We start from the raw sequence: 16,294 nt of genomic DNA, 5'->3' as shown, positions 1-16,294 counted from the left end.
AACTATCATAACTAAAGAGATTGTTTTTTATGGCTAAAAGAAATTATGTTTCCAATTCTTCTGAGTCAACTCGAATGTTTAAGAGTGACTTTTTGGAATCGTTGTCGAAAATACATTATGCTGTTCCACTTATATTTTGGATTCCTGTGATAATTTATTTTGTGTATAAATCGTATGTTATTGGCGAAATGTCTGGACTGAATGTTACGCTTTACTTTCTGTACGGTTTAGTATTTTGGACATTAGCAGAGTACGTTTTACACCGTTGGGTATTTCATTTCCATCCTACTAGTGAATGGGGCAAGCGTATTCATTTTATTTTTCATGGTGTCCACCATGATTATCCAAAAGATAGATTACGTTTAGTAATGCCTTTGTCGGCAAGTATTCCCATGGCTACTATTATCTATTTTATTTTCTATCCATTTTTTGGAGAATTTACGTTAGCTTCTTTTTTTGGAGGTTTTCTTTTGGGGTACTTGATCTACGATGAATGTCACTACGCCATGCACCATGCTAATTTTAAATCAGGCTGGTTTAAGAAAATAAAAGATCATCATATGCTGCATCATTATTCTGATCCTGAAAAAGGTTTTGGGGTGAGTTCAGCTATATGGGACAAGATATTTAGTTCTGGTTTTCCCGAGAAAGATAAAGCAAAAAAGCAAGCGTAAGCTTGCTTTTTTGCTTTATAGCAATAGCCTATTTTTTTTAGCTACTTATTCACAATGTATTTTATTTGCTAAAATTTTTAGTATTTTTGAAGTGTTAATTTCAACAATACTATGGAGGAGCAATTAGACAAACGTTTTGTAGCCCATTTAGATTTAGATACTTTCTTTGTCAGTGTAGAGCGCTTAAAAAATACGGCTTTCATAGGCAAGCCATTGATCGTAGGGGGATTGAGTGATCGAGCTGTCGTGTCGGCCTGTAGTTATGAAACACGCCAATTTGGGGTTCATAGTGCGATGCCGATGAAATTGGCCCTGCGCTTATGTCCACAAGCTATTGTGGTACGTGGCGATTATGATAGTTATAGTTATTATTCACGTTTGGTGACTGATGTAGTCAAAGATACAGTGCCTGTGATGGAAAAGGCCAGTATCGATGAGTTCTATGTTGATCTGACGGGCGTAGATCGTTTTTTTGGCTGTAGCCAATTTATGGTGGAGCTGAAAGATAAGATTACCAAAGAAAGTGGTCTTCCGATTAGTTACGCTTTGGCGTCCAATAAATTGATTAGTAAAGTTGCTACTGAAGATGCTAAACCTGACGGTCGTAAGGAAGTAGCACATGGTTTAGAAAAATTATATTTAGCGCCCTTGCCCATCAAACGTATGCCGGGGATTGGTGAAAAGACATCTTCACTTTTACAGCAAATGGGGGTACGCACGATCAAGGTACTGAGTGAAATTCCTGTTCCGATGATGCATAATCTACTCGGTAAGAATGGTATTGATTTATCGCGCAAAGCCAATGGTATAGATCCTTCGCCTATTGTCCCTTATTCTGAGCAGAAAAGTATCGGAACGGAGGAAACTTTTCAGCAAGATACAATAGATATGCAGTTTTTGAATAGTGAGATTGTACGGATGACCGAAAAATTAGCCTTTCAATTGCGCCAAAGTAAGCGCCTGACGGGTTGTGTGACGGTGAAGCTGCGGTATGCTAATTTTGATACTGTGAGTAAGCAGATGGTTATTTCATACACTTCCTCGGATGCTGTATTGATTCGTAAAGCAAAGGAACTATTTGCTAAGTTGTATGATAAGCGTATGTTGGTGCGCTTGATAGGTGTTCGCTTTAGTCATTTGGTGCAGGGAGCCCTACAGATCAATCTTTTTGAAGATACGGAAGAGGCAGTACGCTTATACCAAGCGATGGATGATATGCGCAATCGCTTTGGGGATGAGATTGTAAAGCGTGCGATCTCAATTCCTGCTTTGCCTAGACGCTAATTGGTTGTAGATGAGTTGTTAAAGTGATAATAATATTTCTTTTATAGAAGAGGGGCATCATCTATATAGCGGTTCTGTTTACTATACTTAAGTGTTAATCTTATTTTTTTGTGCAGTATTCAACTTCATAATATACTAAATTGTTTATTAATTACGTATTAATTATAAGAAACTTTTATGTTAACTCTTAATCCTTGTAGTTGAATTTTTCTACAGTACATTAACTAATCTTTGCAATAATGATAAAATCGAAAAGTATAAAAGGAATTATTCTAGTATTGGGGGCATCCAATAGTCATAATGGAGAATTATCCATGTTGGCAAAAGATAGGTTAATTTCTACCTTTCATTTTTATAAATTAAATCCTGATTTTAAGATTATTTGTACTGGAGGATTTGGAGAACAATTTAATAGAGCTCCTCAACCTCATAGTTACTATGCAAGAAATTTCTTAATAAAAAATGGTGTTCCTGAAGATATGTTTTTAGAATCCCCTATGTCAGCAAATACGGTGGAGGATTTCGCTATGTCAAAACAAATTATTGATGCCCAAAATCCAACTATATTAGTTGTGGTCACTTCTGATTTCCATATAAACAGGGCAAAAATAATATGTGAAGCAGTGTTAAAGCATAAATCTGTCATCTTCTTTTCGGCCAAATCAACGTTGAAGCTAACTAAGTTATTTTCCCTGATGAAACATGAAGAAAAAGCGATACAACAGTTGTTAGACAATGGTATTTATTATTAGTACAAAAAATGATTATGCCTTTTTTAATATACAGCTATTACTCAAGTAATCGATGTTAAAATAGTTATTCTGTTGATAATTTGAGGGATAGCATACTGAAATTCTGAGGGATTAAAAATTTTGTTAGCAGAGGGTAGAGACAAGTGATTATTTCCTTAAAAAAAATACAATTTGTGTAAACATTTTGGCTATGGTAGGGGTTTATTGTATGGATAAGTGCATTCGATGTTTTTTGATATTGTATGTCACCTCAACTTAACAATAAAAAAGATGAATAAAAAAAAGGAAAAAAATATTTCTAACTGGTTATATCAAGCAGGCATGACTGTCGTTGCAATAGTGTTGGTTATTGCATTCTTATTGTGGTTTGTAGAATTTGATTTTTAAGGAACTATAAAGAGTAGAGTTCTTATAGTAGCTGTGTCATAAAGATACAGTAAAGGCTAATTAACCTTTACTGTATCTTGTGCCAATGAAGCTTCATAAAGCGCTTTATCTTCATCATCCATATCGGTATCTAAATCTTCTTCTATGTATTTGCCGAGTTTGACCTTGAAATTCTCCGATGTCCCTGTTATACGCATTGGGATACCAAATATCCCCCAAGGTGGTAGACCGAGTCTAAATCCTAAGTTCATCTTGCCATCGAGAGTTACCTGACCTTCAAAGCGTGGTCTAAAACCAGCCATCTTCATCTTTGTACGTTCGATCGTCATGACATTATTTTTGATGGAAGTATTTACTTTAACCTTTTTTACATCCGCTTTAGGAAGGCTTTCTTTGCCTGTAGCTTTGCTAATGGTGTTTAATAATTTGAAATTGTAAAATTCAATCTGATCCAATGTCAATGTACCTTTACCTTGGATAGTAGACATAATGGGGCTCATCTCATCGTTTAGTAATCCCCCCAATTGGTAGTCTAAAGATACGGTGCCACGCATATTTTTGGCTGATGTAACCATCTCTTGGAAGAGTGGAATCTCCGTGTATGCACGATATATGTCGAAGTTGTCTGCTTTGACATTGAAATCAAACTTCGCTTTATTGGGGTTCAATGGACGGTAGTTGATATCCATATTTGTTTTCATTCCCGCCAATTCAAAGCCTGTATTTTTCATCGCCAATTGACCTGATTTTAACCTGAGGTTACCTTTAAAGTTCTTCAACTTTATCTGGTCGTATAGGACGTTATTGACCTGTCCTACAAATTCCATATCTACATTGTCAGGGAGTAAAACCACCCCTTTAGTGGTTGCTTCTGTTGTTGACGATAGCGAGGCTTCATCAAAAGCCATAAAATCATTTATATTTAGGGAATTACTTTTCAAATCAAATTTCCCTTTGAGTATTTCCGTACTTGCAGTCAAGTAGTTGATGATATTGTTGATAGCACCCTTGATGCTGATTTTATTGTCCCCATATTCCATAAGGAATTGATCTACATTAAGCTTTTCACGGCGAAAGGTAAATTTACCACTTTTGAGTTGTACCGTTTGTGGGAGAAGCTCTGTATTGACATTGATATTGCCAATCTCAATGGTTCCATTATTTTTCAGACGGCTGTACCTGCCCTGCATGGCATCACTTTGTAGACCCGCAAGATCGATATTTGTTTTTACATATCCATCGATATCCATTCCCTCTATAGCGAATATCTTATATAGCGGAGCGAGATTAAGCCTCCCATTGGAGCGTACAGCATATTTTATATCATTGAAGTTCTTGAATTCAGCATTCAAAAAGAAAGGCTCTCCAGCTAATGTAAACGAAATAGGTAATATCTGAATACTCAAATCTTTCAATGATCCTGTTTTACTGTTGATATACGTTTCTACATTGATTTGTTCCAATGGGATAGGGTAGGACCACAATTTGTAGTAACCATTTTTCATCGTTATCGTAGCACTAGTTTCGGGGATTATATTCTTCTTCAGATCCATATATCCCTGGGAGATGATATTAACAAAGACATTACCTGCTATATCGACACTATCAAGCGGATATACTTGTTTGATATCAGCCAAGTTGATATCAGCTTGTACATTAGCATCAAGGCTCATATTTTGGAAATCCTTTATATTAGCATATCCTTTTATATAGTTATTGAGAGCTTTGATATCGATATCTTTCAAGGCTATTTTAGCATTTTGGATTTTATTATCTGTAGCTACAGCTTCCAACGAATAAGCGATTTTCTCTATAGCAGCAGGAAGGGTATTGAGTTTGAAATATCCATTTGTCAAAGTATTCTTTATATTAAAAGTAGGTATTGAAGATATATATACTTCCTTTTTGTTACGAATACCATAGGTCAAAGTATCTGTAGAATAGGTGCCATCCACTTGGCCATCCAATTCTAATTGGCCCGCGATGCTGAAGTCAGGCCATTTGATAGCTTGGTAAAGACTACCTAAGTCAAGAGCGCTACTGACAGTGCCTTGTACTTGCATAGGATCAATACCTTTGATGTTTGCTTCGGTTTTGAAATAACCCGCTGCGACTTTAAAATCAAATTGCTTAAGGTCTATCGCCAAGGAGTCCGGGTTGAGCTGTGGAATATCTATTCTTACCTTAGTATTGAGTTCGGATAGCGGCACTTTGGCATCTTTATAGGATAAGTAGCCATCGTTGATAATCAATCCCAAAGATAGATTGGGCATTTTGTTTTCTTCGACAATATAATCGCCTATGAGGTTCATAAATACTTCTGAGCTACCCTTTATTTTGGTGTCTTGTAGCCAGTCGGCATAGCCTTTAGGTACCAAAGACAATAAGTCACTCAATGTACTTTCTTGAGATTTCAATTTAAAATCCAAATGATAACCATTGGTTAAGAATGCAAAAGCACCTTTGAAGCGAACGGGTAGTTTATTGATGATAATATCATTTTTCTCAAATACTAATGACAAGTTATTAGTATTGATTTTTGTAATCAATTGGGCATGTATGCTTTTGCTATCGACATATTTTTCGTTATCAAAGATCAAGGTGAATGCCTCAATGTTGGCATTAGTTTTAAGATCAAAGATCGATGAAGTAAGATCTCCTCTACCTTCATAATCAAGATTGATAGCTTCCATTTTTAGAGGAATAGAAGCATCTTGATAATGTAGGTTGATATCTTTTAGTTTCAATAATTTGAAAGCGATTTTACTATCTTCATTATCATTTACCTCATTGTCTTGTGCTGTATCCGTAGAGGTATAAATATTGTAATTGGCGGCACCCGTGGAGTCTACCAATACATTGATATTACCTTCAGATATTATAAACTTGTCGAGGACAATTTTATCTTTAAAGAGTGATGATAGATCGATACCTAAGCTTATCTCCTTTACATCTATCAAGGTGCTATCCTGAAATGGAGCAGATCCTTTTAGTTTGACATCATGAATGGAGGTCGTCAATGAAGGGAAATGAGTGAAAAAGCTTACATCGATATCGCTAAACTGTAAGTCACCATTGATGTTCTTATTCGCGATTTCTTTGATTGTACTTTGTATTTGATCTTTAAAAAAATAGGGAATAGAGACCATTGCAATTAGTATAAAAGCAACTATTCCAATGATGAAGTAACCTATTTTTTTTAGTAGAGGGAGATGTTTTTTTATCAGCACTATGATGTATTATTTAAGAAATGCAAATTTCTTAAAATTTACTGTAAATCAACATTAAAATTTATTATTTTTTCATCTGTAAGAGTAATAGCCCTCCGTTGGTATAAAGTCTATTTCGCATAGATTAGCTTCAAATCGAGCATAGCCCTCTTGTATATTTTTCCAAAAAAGTAAAGTCTTTTCCTCAACTTGATTTTTATGCATCTCTATATTTGCGTTTGTCATCGCAAAAGGGAATATATATACAGGTATTTGTTGCTGTCCGTTAGCATTGGCCCAAAATGCGTAGAGGTATATTTCTTTTATCAGCTCATCAGTCATCGGCAGACATCCTTTCGTCTCACACTGCCCATGGATAAATATATCTGATCCTGTATAGCCAAGGTTTTTATCTACAGCATTGGGGTAGTTGATTCCTAAGGATAGATAATACTTGCTCTTGGGATTGAAGCGGTCGATATGATAAAAACCTTCGGGCACCTGCAGATCTCCTTCGGCTTTTTTGGGTCCTAGTGTGCCAGAGCGTTTACAGATAGGGTATATTTTTATATTACGATATTTAATCTCTGTTGTAGTTTTAGCATAAAGATGTAGCTCATTATTTTCTTTGTAGGCAACAAAAAGAATGTGCAAGTCATCTTTGTGCAGTTGATACAGGTCTAGATTGGCTTTGATAATAGACTCTTTGTCACGTATCGCTATTTGTATGCGGTCAGCTCCATCATTGGGCATATGTTGTACTACAGGCAGAGTCATGATAGTCATTTATTCAAAACCGGGTTATTAATTCGTTATTTTTATTTTATACTTATGCAGTAAACCGGGTATTCCGTCGAGGCTAAATTTTGCGCCTTTGAGCATATTAAATTCAGGATCTAAAGTATAATTGTAAGCCGTTCTAAAGTCAGCGCTAACCATATTTGTTTGATAGAATAAAGCTCTTTCCATATTGCAATTGTCAAATACCGATTGGCTACAGTCTGTGTTTTCAAAATCAACTTCCTTGAGAGAACAATTTACAAAAGATGTTTTTTTGATTTTTAAGCCTTGGAATGAGCTGTGGTCTAATATACAATTGTCAAAAGAAAAACTAAGATTGAAGGTGTTAGCTTTAAAAAAAGGAAATCCTAATATTTTACAATCCTTAAAAGAACAATCTTGTATAGCAATATTTTCTTGCGTAATAAGGCTTAAATTGCAGTTGTCAAATATACAATCTATAAACTTATAGCTGCTGAAATCTGCTCTTTCAAAATTACATGATTTGAAGATGCAATTTTCATATGTTGCCATTTGCAATTCATTCTTTTTCTCTACTAGTTGATCTTCGATAGCCATAGCTTTTTATGCCGGATGATATGTGCCTCAAGGTAGCTTATTTCTATTTAATAATAAAATAGGGTGTCCTTGCGACTGACCATTAGGCTATTTGTATAATATAGTATATTTCTGACTTTCAGTAAGTTGTTTGTTGCAGTATTTAGCGTGATTGTTGTCATATTTTTACGTAATAATTAATGTTAATTTTAGTTAACAAAAGATATAAGCTATATGAAGGAACGAATTTTGATTTCTACCATAATGACTACAGATGTAGTTACATTAAATATCAATGATTCATTGACAAAAGCCGAAGGGTTATTTAAAGAGTATAATATTCGACATATACCTGTTGTATCGGGCAATAAGATAATAGGTATGTTGAGTTATTCTGATTTATTGCGAATAGGAGTTCCTGATGAAGAGGAGGATAAAGTAGTATCTATGGTCTACGATATGTATACCCTAGAGCAGGTGATGACAAAAAATGTGAAAACACTTTATCACACTGATTTTATAAAAACTGCAGCATTAGTTTTTGTAGAGAGTGAATTTAGAGCGCTCCCAATAGTTGATGAGAAAGAAAATCTAGTGGGCATACTGTCTACAACAGATCTGATCAAATTTTTACTCGCACAATTTAATGGCTAAGAATACAAAATGGTCGAGGATAACCTCAACCATGGATGATATGTTTAATTATATGTTTTTAAGTGGGATCGAGGTTTAGCCGATCTCACTTTTTTTCCTAAAATGGATCAGCTACCTCAAAACTAATTTGTTCTTTGCTCAAAGGATGTACAAAGGAGATATAGCCAGCATGTAGATGCAAACGGTCAGCACGTTTGCCATATAGATCATCTCCTACAATAGGGGTGTTCAAACCTTTGCTATGTGCAGAGTGTACCCGCAATTGATGGGTACGTCCTGTAAGCGGATAGTAGTGAATACGTGTTTTATTATCTTCGATACCTACTACTTTATATTTCGTGCGTGCTGGTTTGCCATATTCATAGCAGACTACCTGGCGAGGTCTGTCCTCTAAATCTACTCGCAATGGAAGGTCAATAATTCCTTCTTTTTCTTCAATCACCGCATCAAGAAGTGCTGTGTACCTTTTTTGGATACTGTGCTTTATAAATTGATCTTGAATAAATTGGTGTGCTTCTTTATTTTTTGCTAATACCAAGATTCCCGATGTCGACATATCTAAGCGATGGATGATGACAGGCCCAGTAATATCGGGGTACATCGCTATAATACGATTCTGTACGGAGTCTTGTACATTGATCCCAGGAACAGATAGAAATTCTGCTGGTTTATTAACTACTATGATCGCATCATCGTCATAAATAATTTCTAACGCTTTGTTCTCGGCAGGATTTGTCAGCATAGGATTGGCATCGACGTCTAAGCCCTGTAACATATGTCCCAGTATAGGTTCGCATTTACTGCGACATGCAGGGTAGAAGTAACCATGTTTACGAACTTCGGCAGAAGGAGAAAATCCCCACCAAAATTCAGCCATACATATTGGCTTCAATTGATGCTGATAGGCATATTGTAGCAGCTTGGGAGCAGCACAGTCGCCAGCACCCGCAGGAGGAAGCATCTGGATAGCTTCTTCGAATATAGATAACACGGAGCGTGTTTGGCCATGAGCATTTAGAAAATGATATTGGTCAAATAGGCGATATTGTAAGTCTGAAGACTTCTGTTTACGTAATTCTTTACGCGCTTCTATTTCGGACAATAACTGCGCTAAGGAGTCTTCGATCTCCGCAATAGCAGCTTTGGTACGCTGTCTTAGTACATCGTATTCATGTTGATCTCTATAGCTCTGTTTTATGAGATCCTCTTCAATTACTTTATATTCCTCTATTGGTACTAGAGTTTTTTGGGTAGTACGTATTTTTTTACGTTCTGCTTTATTGGCTTTGTGCAATTGTCGTGCTGCAGCCAATTCTTGTGCGCTTTTTTCTTTTACTTCTTCTAGCCTTTGTTTAAGAATATCCAGCTGCGGATTTTGCATTAGACTCTCTATCTCTCTGTTCAATGGATTGATGGTACGCTCTTCAGTAAGGAAGAAGCCATGCTCATCGAGCATATCAAAAATCGGAGGAATAAGGTATTTGTGTTTATAGGTACCTGCTAGCTTGCCCGAACATGCCGCGAGATAGCCTAGATTTCCAAGATTGTCTTCTACCACAAGAACGCCAAACATCTTGCCTATTTTCACCCCTTCTTGGCCTTCTTCTAAACCAAAATTGTGCTCGAAGTCTTGCTGGGTATGGAGATACTGTTGTAACTGCTCTGCAGCAATTATGCTTAATGGATGTGGATCATAGCAAAAGGGATACGTAAATTTATCGGGTTTTTCAATTGATGTGATGTCATTTTCGAATTGATGTAAAAATGGTATTTCCGTATGCATATGCTGATCGTGTAAAGTGCAAAAATACAGTTTTTTGATCGATAAATTTAATCTATCTATAGATCGTTAATATGACTTAAACATGAAATTTATATCCCTTTTGAAATCGTTTTTTTACATAAAAATAAGTAATTTAGAATGTGTCAAAATAAGACTTATAACTATGAATAAGATTAAATTTTCTGCAACAGATTTACAGATGGTTCCATTGATATTTGGTGGTAATGTGTTTGGTTGGACTTTAGATGAAAAACAGTCTTTTGCTATATTGGATGAGTTTGTAGATAAAGGCTTTAATGCTATAGATACTGCTAATAATTATTCACATTGGGTGCTTGGTAATATCGGTGGAGAGTCCGAAACCATTATCGGAAATTGGGTACAAAAAAAAGGAAATCGCCATGATGTGGTATTGATGACCAAAGTAGGTGGACGCTTTGGTTATGATAGCGTTTTCAATACTAAGGGTTCTTATATCAAAGAACAAGTAGAATTGTCTTTGAAGAGATTACGTACAGATTATATTGATCTTTATCAAACACATTATGACCAAGAGGAAACAGCCATAGAAGAAACATTGCGTGCCTACGAGGATTTGATTAATGAAGGTAAAGTACGTTATATTGGTGCTTCAAATATTGCGCCAGAGCGATTTGTAGAAAGTCTAGATATCGCAGTAGAAAAGCAGCTTCCTTCTTATGTATCGCTACAGCCTGAATATAATCTTTTTGATAGGGCCAAATTTGAGCATTTATATCAGGATCTTGCTAAAGAGCGCAACATAGCTGTGATACCTTATTACGCCTTGGCATCGGGTTTTTTGAGTGGTAAATATACATCCGAAGCATCTTTCGAGGAAACAGTACGTGGAAAGGGGATAAAAGATAAATATTGGAATGAGCGTGGCCGACGTATTATAAAAGCACTCCATGAAGTAGCATCTAAACATCAAGTGAGTTCTTCTGCCATAGCTTTGGCTTGGCTTTTGCTACAAGATACTATCTTTGGTCCGATAGCAAGTGCTACCAAATCATCTCATATAGATGCTTTTATAGATGCGTTACGCGTGAAGTTAGACAATCAGGATATAACAATTTTGAACGAATCAAGTATATATTAAATTTAGAAAAACATGAAAGTAAACATTGGGCTTAAAGAAAAAGATACTGCAGCGGTAGCTGAATTGTTGAATAAATTATTAGCTGATTTAAATGTATTGTATACAAAGGCACGAAATGCACACTGGAATATTGAAGGTGCTGATTTTCATGCACAGCATATTTTCTTTGAAGGGATTTATGATGGATTGGCAGAGAATATTGATGATGTAGCGGAGCGAGTACGTGCTATCGGTCATTATGCGATAGGTTCTTTGAAAGAGTTTTTACAGGTAACACAATTGTCCGAGGATAAACCGGCTAAAAATGACAGTAAAAGCTATATCAAAATCTTGTTAAATGATTATGAAAGCTTAATTATTACGCTGCGCGAAAATGTAGAATTGGCCGAAAAACACGGTGATGCTGTTACTGAAGATTTCTTCGTGGAGTTGATGGGTAGTTTTGAGAAAACAGCATGGATGTTGCGTTCTCACTTGAAATAGTAATATTTTGCAGTTTCGTAAAAAGAGCCTATTAATACACAAATAGGCTCTTTTTACGTAATAGAGTTTCAAATAAACTCTATTAGAGAAGGGATTTGGCATTATTAGAATTTGTATAAAGTATGATACCTTTCTTGTACAGCTGGTTACTTCTATATTTTGGTTAAGTATTGCGCCGATATAGTAAATAGCTTTAAGGTTGCAAATTTCTATATTATTTTTCTGTCATATTCGTTTTAATTTCCGTTTATTTGTAGCTTAATAAAGTTTGAAACTGATATTAATTAAAATATTATGATTATTCAACCACGTGTAAGAGGTTTTATATGTTTGACGTCGCATCCTGAAGGAACGGCTCAAAATGTTAAAGAACAAATTGAATACGTAAAATCAAAAGGTAAAATTGCTAATGGCCCTAAAAAAGTATTAGTAATAGGTGCTTCTACAGGCTTCGGTTTAGCTTCTCGTATTTCGGCAGCATTCGGTTCTGATGCCGCTACGATAGGTGTATTTTTTGAAAAACCAGCTACAGAAGGTAAGCCAGGTACAGCAGGATGGTACAATTCTGCGGCTTTTGAAAAAGAAGCACAGGCAGCAGGATTATATGCAAAGAGTATCAATGGAGATGCTTTTTCTGATGATATCAAAAAACAAGCAATTGAATTAATCAAACAAGATTTAGGTCAAGTAGATTTAGTAGTATATTCATTGGCTTCACCACGACGTACGCATCCAAAAACTGGAGTTGCGCATGCGTCTGTATTAAAGCCTATCGCTGTTCCATTTACAGATAAAACTGTAGATTTTCACTCTGGTGTAGTTTCAGATATTACCATCAATCCTATCGAAAATGAGGAAGATATTGCTAATACAGTAGCAGTAATGGGTGGTGAAGATTGGAAATTCTGGATCGAAGAGATGAAGGCTGCAGGTGTTTTAGCCGAAGGTGTTAAGACGGTAGCTTATTCTTATATAGGTCCTGAGTTGACATACCCTATTTACCGTAATGGTACAATTGGTCGTGCTAAGGATGATTTAGAAGGTACTGTACCTGCATTGAACGATTTATTGAAAGACCTTAACGGTGTTTCATATGTTTCGGTAAACAAAGCATTGGTAACACAGTCGTCATCAGCAATTCCTGTGGTTCCTTTATACATTTCATTCTTGTACAAAGTGATGAAAGAAAAAGGTATTCATGAAGGTACTATCGAGCAAATGCAACGCTTATTTGCGGAGCGCTTGTACACTGCTGATGGTAAAGTTGCAGTAGATGAAAAAGGACGTATCCGTGTCGACGATTTGGAAATGCGTGCTGATGTTCAAGCTGAAGTAGCGGCATTATGGGAAAAAGCAACTACTGAAAACTTAGAAGAGATTTCTGATATTGCTGGTTACCGTAAAGATTTCTTCAATCTATTTGGTTTCAATTTCGATCAAATTGATTACGAAGCAGATACAAATGAAGTCGTAAACGTACCTAGTATCTAAGATAAATTTTATTTTACTATATAGAAAGCCGATTGATCATTTCAATCGGCTTTCGTATTTTTCAGTAATATGATCTTCTTTATTCATAGTTTCTCCTTTGAATAGCGGCATAAAACAATGCTAATCCCAGTACTATTATCAATAATGAAAGCTTTAGTTCCTTAGATTTTATCTATATTTTTTTATCATTCATGTATTCAGTCTGTTGTAATTTTTTATTCTATATATTTTGCCTATATTTAAGTAATTAAATTATACTAAAAAAATATGCACGGGGTGCCCACTATTGTGGAGCTGAGATGATACCCGACACCTGATTTGGATAATGCCAACGTAGGGATGCAGGATACGATAATATTGTACTCCATTCTGTAAGGCTTATCCATACGAATGGAGTTTTTTATTAATACAAATATCGTATGGAAGTTTTAGTTAACAAACATGATGTGCTGATCCCCGATCAGCACAAAAATTGGCAAGGTAGGGCGGAGTGGTTCTTTAATAGAGAACATACAGACACTTATGAGCAATGGTATGAAGGGCGTTATAAACGCGCCGAAGTATGGCAAAAGAAAGTCATGCAACAGTTGTTAGATGCTGATGGTAGAATAAAAGCATTATTAGAGTTTGGCTGTGGTACTGGTAGGTTTACACGCTGGTGGACGCAGATTGGTATAGAAGCTACGGGAGCAGATATCTCTCCTTTGATGCTATCCCAAGCTATTGACTTATTTAATGGTCCTCTAGTGATGGCGGATTCTCACAACATGCCCTTCAAAGATAACTCTTTTGATGCGGTAGCATTTATTACCACATTTGAATATTACAAAGATCCTTGCCTTGTGATTCAAGAAGCGGCCCGCGTCGCCAAGTATGGTCTTGCCTTTGGTATGATGAATAGAAATTCACCCAAGTATATAAGACGAAGGGTACAACAAATGTTTGGTAAAAATCCCTTTTATATAACGGCAAGTTTTTATACGCCTTCATCGCTTATCAGGGTGATAGATCAAGCCCTCCAAGGAAGACGTTATTCTATACGCTGGATGTGTACGGGCTTACCCAAATTATTTCCTGTTCAACAATGGAAAATACCGTATGGTGATTTCTTTGGTTTATATGTTCATTTTGATGATGTCGAATAATGGGAAAATTAGCAGAAAAATTTATAAACGATATCATAGCGAATGAACATGGGTATTACCGTGCCAATGTTATAGCACCGAGATATGGCATCGATACTTCTATTATTGATTTGACTACTACTTTAGCGATGGCTATAGCGAGTGACCCCTTGACGTATATCGCATCATTAGGAGCGAAGGTGTCGGCATGGCTTTCGATACAATTGGTAGCAAATGATATAGCCACGACGAGTTTGTCCCCACAATATGGGCAGATCGTATTGAACTTACCTGATAATATCACAGAGATAGAGCTCAGAGCATATTGGTCTCATATTGATTCCTTTGCTAAGGATATAGGAATTGCGATAACGGGCGGTCATACCGGATGGGCACATGGTAATAGGTCTACCATAGCTGGTGGAATTACTTTATGGGCTATTGGTGCCCCCGAAACGATGCTATTATCATCTATGGTATCTCCAGGAGAAACTTTATTGATGACAAAGTCCGCGGCGATTTCTTCGTCAGCTATCTTAGCAGCGGTATTTCCTAATTATACTGCTGCTCGTTTGTCTACATTAGATGTAGGAAAACTCCATGATGAGATGTGGAATATTTCCGTGTTGAAAGAAGCGCATATTGTACGTAAATTAAATACTGTAAAACGTAGCATTACAGCGATGCATGATGTGACAGAAGGTGGAATATTAGGCGCCATATATGAAATGTGTACCGCTAGTAAAGTAGGAGTAGAGCTTTACATCAATGATATTGTGGTAGAGCCACATATTCATAATGTATGTGCTGTCTTTGATTTGGATCCTTTACGAAGCATCGGGGCAGGTTCGATGTTGATAAGTTGTAATACTGAAGATAAAGTTGAAGTTATAGCTGCAATGGAATCTAACGATATTAGATGTACTGAAATAGGGGTGTTTACAAGTTTTGATCATGGATTATATTGGTATGACAATGGTTTGAAAACGGAATTGATTAACCATGAACAAGATCCTTATTGGGCTGTTTTTAATAAAGCGATGAACGATGGACTGTCCTAAAAATATATTTGATACTTCTAAAAGGGGGATTTATTTGGTTATCGACCCCCAATTAGATAGAGAAACGATTATAAATAAACTCAATATTGCCCTAAACCATAATATCCTTGCGGTTCAAATCTGGGATAATGGTATTGATGAATGTGATTTTATAGCTGAAGTATTAAGCTTATGTAAGCAGTATAATACACCTTTATTTATAAATAATAGATGGGAAATAATGGATGAATTGGATTTCGATGGTGTTCATTTTGACGATATTCCATTGGAATGGGAAACCATTAAATATCGGCTAAAGCACAAGTTGTTGGGGATCACTTGTACCAATGACCTCCATACAATAGAATGGGCAGTAGCGCAAAAATTTGATTATATATCTTTCTGTTCTATGTTTGACTCTAAGCATAGTAAGTCATGTGATATCGTGAATTTTGAAACTATTCATAAAGCTCGTCAAATATCGGATATGCCTATTGTCCTCGCTGGAGGTATTACCTTGGACAATATAGATAGCCTTTCATCTCTAGATTATCAAGGTATTGCTGTGATTTCAGCACTTAGTGGAGAGGCTGTATTACAGCAACAAATAAATGATATGTATAAAAAATTAAATAATGGATAAAAATACATTAGCTAAAATATGTTGTCCGTTTGATAAATCAGATGTACAACTGAAAAATATAGAACAAACTGTCGATGGGGATGTCATTTTTGGATATTTGTCTTGTAAGACCTGTGATAGGATTTATCCTATCCTATCAGGTGTTCCTATTATGACACCTGATGAATATAGAGATGAAAAATTTGAACGTAATCTTTATAAATTGTTAGAAGACCATATTGGAGACCTTCAAATAAAAAATTTTAGATTGTTGCCAAAAGCATAGTAGTACAAAGGAGCTATACATTAGTTATAGCTCCTTCATTTACTCAA

The 16,294-nt window shown here is 36.0% G+C and carries 15 protein-coding genes and 1 riboswitch; of the genes, 11 read left to right on the top strand and 4 right to left on the bottom strand.

The window, feature by feature from the left end; genetic code table 11:
• Window positions 1-29: 29 nt before the first annotated feature.
• The 3 genes from IP023_RS07165 to IP023_RS07155 all read left to right on the top strand — a co-directional run bounded on the left by IP023_RS07165 (window position 30) and on the right by IP023_RS07155 (window position 2,710).
• Complete coding sequence (locus tag IP023_RS07165) at window positions 30-674, top strand: sterol desaturase family protein (RefSeq protein WP_241789583.1); 645 nt, start codon at window positions 30-32, stop codon at window positions 672-674.
• Window positions 675-785: 111 nt separating this feature from the next.
• Window positions 786-1,958, top strand: coding sequence for a DNA polymerase IV (gene dinB / locus IP023_RS07160; RefSeq protein WP_241789582.1), 1,173 nt, complete (start codon window positions 786-788; stop codon window positions 1,956-1,958).
• 239 nt (window positions 1,959-2,197) lie between these two features.
• Window positions 2,198-2,710: a YdcF family protein gene (locus tag IP023_RS07155; protein ID WP_241789581.1), complete on the top strand. Its 513-nt coding sequence runs from the start codon at window positions 2,198-2,200 to the stop codon at window positions 2,708-2,710.
• Between the two features lie 443 nt (window positions 2,711-3,153).
• On the opposite strand, the gene IP023_RS07150 is transcribed toward IP023_RS07155, so the two are convergent.
• The 3 genes from IP023_RS07150 to IP023_RS07140 form a co-directional block, all read right to left on the bottom strand.
• Complete coding sequence (locus tag IP023_RS07150; RefSeq protein ID WP_241789580.1) at window positions 3,154-6,246, bottom strand: AsmA family protein; 3,093 nt, start codon at window positions 6,244-6,246, stop codon at window positions 3,154-3,156.
• Window positions 6,247-6,399: 153 nt separating this feature from the next.
• Complete coding sequence (locus IP023_RS07145; RefSeq protein ID WP_241789579.1) at window positions 6,400-7,083, bottom strand: L,D-transpeptidase family protein; 684 nt, start codon at window positions 7,081-7,083, stop codon at window positions 6,400-6,402.
• 27 nt (window positions 7,084-7,110) lie between these two features.
• A complete protein-coding gene (locus IP023_RS07140) occupies window positions 7,111-7,665 on the bottom strand; it encodes a pentapeptide repeat-containing protein (RefSeq protein WP_241789578.1) in 555 nt (184 codons plus the stop codon).
• 213 nt (window positions 7,666-7,878) lie between these two features.
• Between IP023_RS07140 and IP023_RS07135 the strand changes: the two genes are divergently transcribed.
• Window positions 7,879-8,298: a CBS domain-containing protein gene (locus IP023_RS07135; protein ID WP_241789577.1), complete on the top strand. Its 420-nt coding sequence runs from the start codon at window positions 7,879-7,881 to the stop codon at window positions 8,296-8,298.
• Between the two features lie 97 nt (window positions 8,299-8,395).
• Here IP023_RS07135 and IP023_RS07130 read toward each other — a convergent pair whose 3' ends face one another.
• Window positions 8,396-10,081: an RluA family pseudouridine synthase gene (locus IP023_RS07130; RefSeq protein WP_241789576.1), complete on the bottom strand. Its 1,686-nt coding sequence runs from the start codon at window positions 10,079-10,081 to the stop codon at window positions 8,396-8,398.
• A 163-nt stretch (window positions 10,082-10,244) separates the two neighbouring features.
• On the opposite strand from IP023_RS07130, the gene IP023_RS07125 reads away from it, so the two are divergent.
• The 7 genes from IP023_RS07125 (at window position 10,245) to IP023_RS07095 (ending at window position 16,247) form a co-directional block, all read left to right on the top strand.
• On the top strand, window positions 10,245-11,201 hold the full coding sequence (locus tag IP023_RS07125; protein ID WP_241789575.1) for an aldo/keto reductase: 957 nt from the start codon (window positions 10,245-10,247) through the stop codon (window positions 11,199-11,201).
• 12 nt (window positions 11,202-11,213) lie between these two features.
• Window positions 11,214-11,684, top strand: coding sequence for a Dps family protein (locus IP023_RS07120; RefSeq protein ID WP_241789574.1), 471 nt, complete (start codon window positions 11,214-11,216; stop codon window positions 11,682-11,684).
• Window positions 11,685-11,978: 294 nt separating this feature from the next.
• Complete coding sequence (gene fabV / locus IP023_RS07115) at window positions 11,979-13,175, top strand: enoyl-ACP reductase FabV (RefSeq protein WP_241789573.1); 1,197 nt, start codon at window positions 11,979-11,981, stop codon at window positions 13,173-13,175.
• Window positions 13,176-13,437: 262 nt separating this feature from the next.
• Window positions 13,438-13,532, top strand: a riboswitch (TPP riboswitch).
• Between the two features lie 62 nt (window positions 13,533-13,594).
• Window positions 13,595-14,320: a class I SAM-dependent methyltransferase gene (locus IP023_RS07110; protein ID WP_241789572.1), complete on the top strand. Its 726-nt coding sequence runs from the start codon at window positions 13,595-13,597 to the stop codon at window positions 14,318-14,320.
• Complete coding sequence (locus IP023_RS07105; protein WP_241789571.1) at window positions 14,320-15,360, top strand: AIR synthase-related protein; 1,041 nt, start codon at window positions 14,320-14,322, stop codon at window positions 15,358-15,360. The genes IP023_RS07110 and IP023_RS07105 overlap by 1 nt, the downstream gene beginning before the upstream one ends.
• Entirely contained in the window at window positions 15,347-15,982 is a 636-nt protein-coding gene (locus tag IP023_RS07100) for a thiamine phosphate synthase (protein WP_241789570.1), read from the top strand. Before IP023_RS07105 ends, IP023_RS07100 begins: the two co-directional genes overlap by 14 nt.
• Complete coding sequence (locus IP023_RS07095; protein WP_241789569.1) at window positions 15,975-16,247, top strand: Trm112 family protein; 273 nt, start codon at window positions 15,975-15,977, stop codon at window positions 16,245-16,247. Before IP023_RS07100 ends, IP023_RS07095 begins: the two co-directional genes overlap by 8 nt.
• Window positions 16,248-16,294 lie beyond the last annotated feature (47 nt).

It is taken from the genome of Sphingobacterium rhinopitheci (assembly GCF_022627575.1).
GTDB lineage: Bacteria > Bacteroidota > Bacteroidia > Sphingobacteriales > Sphingobacteriaceae > Sphingobacterium > Sphingobacterium rhinopitheci.
Note: the sequence above shows the minus strand (reverse complement) of the source record. Positions and strands in the feature narration are given on the sequence as shown.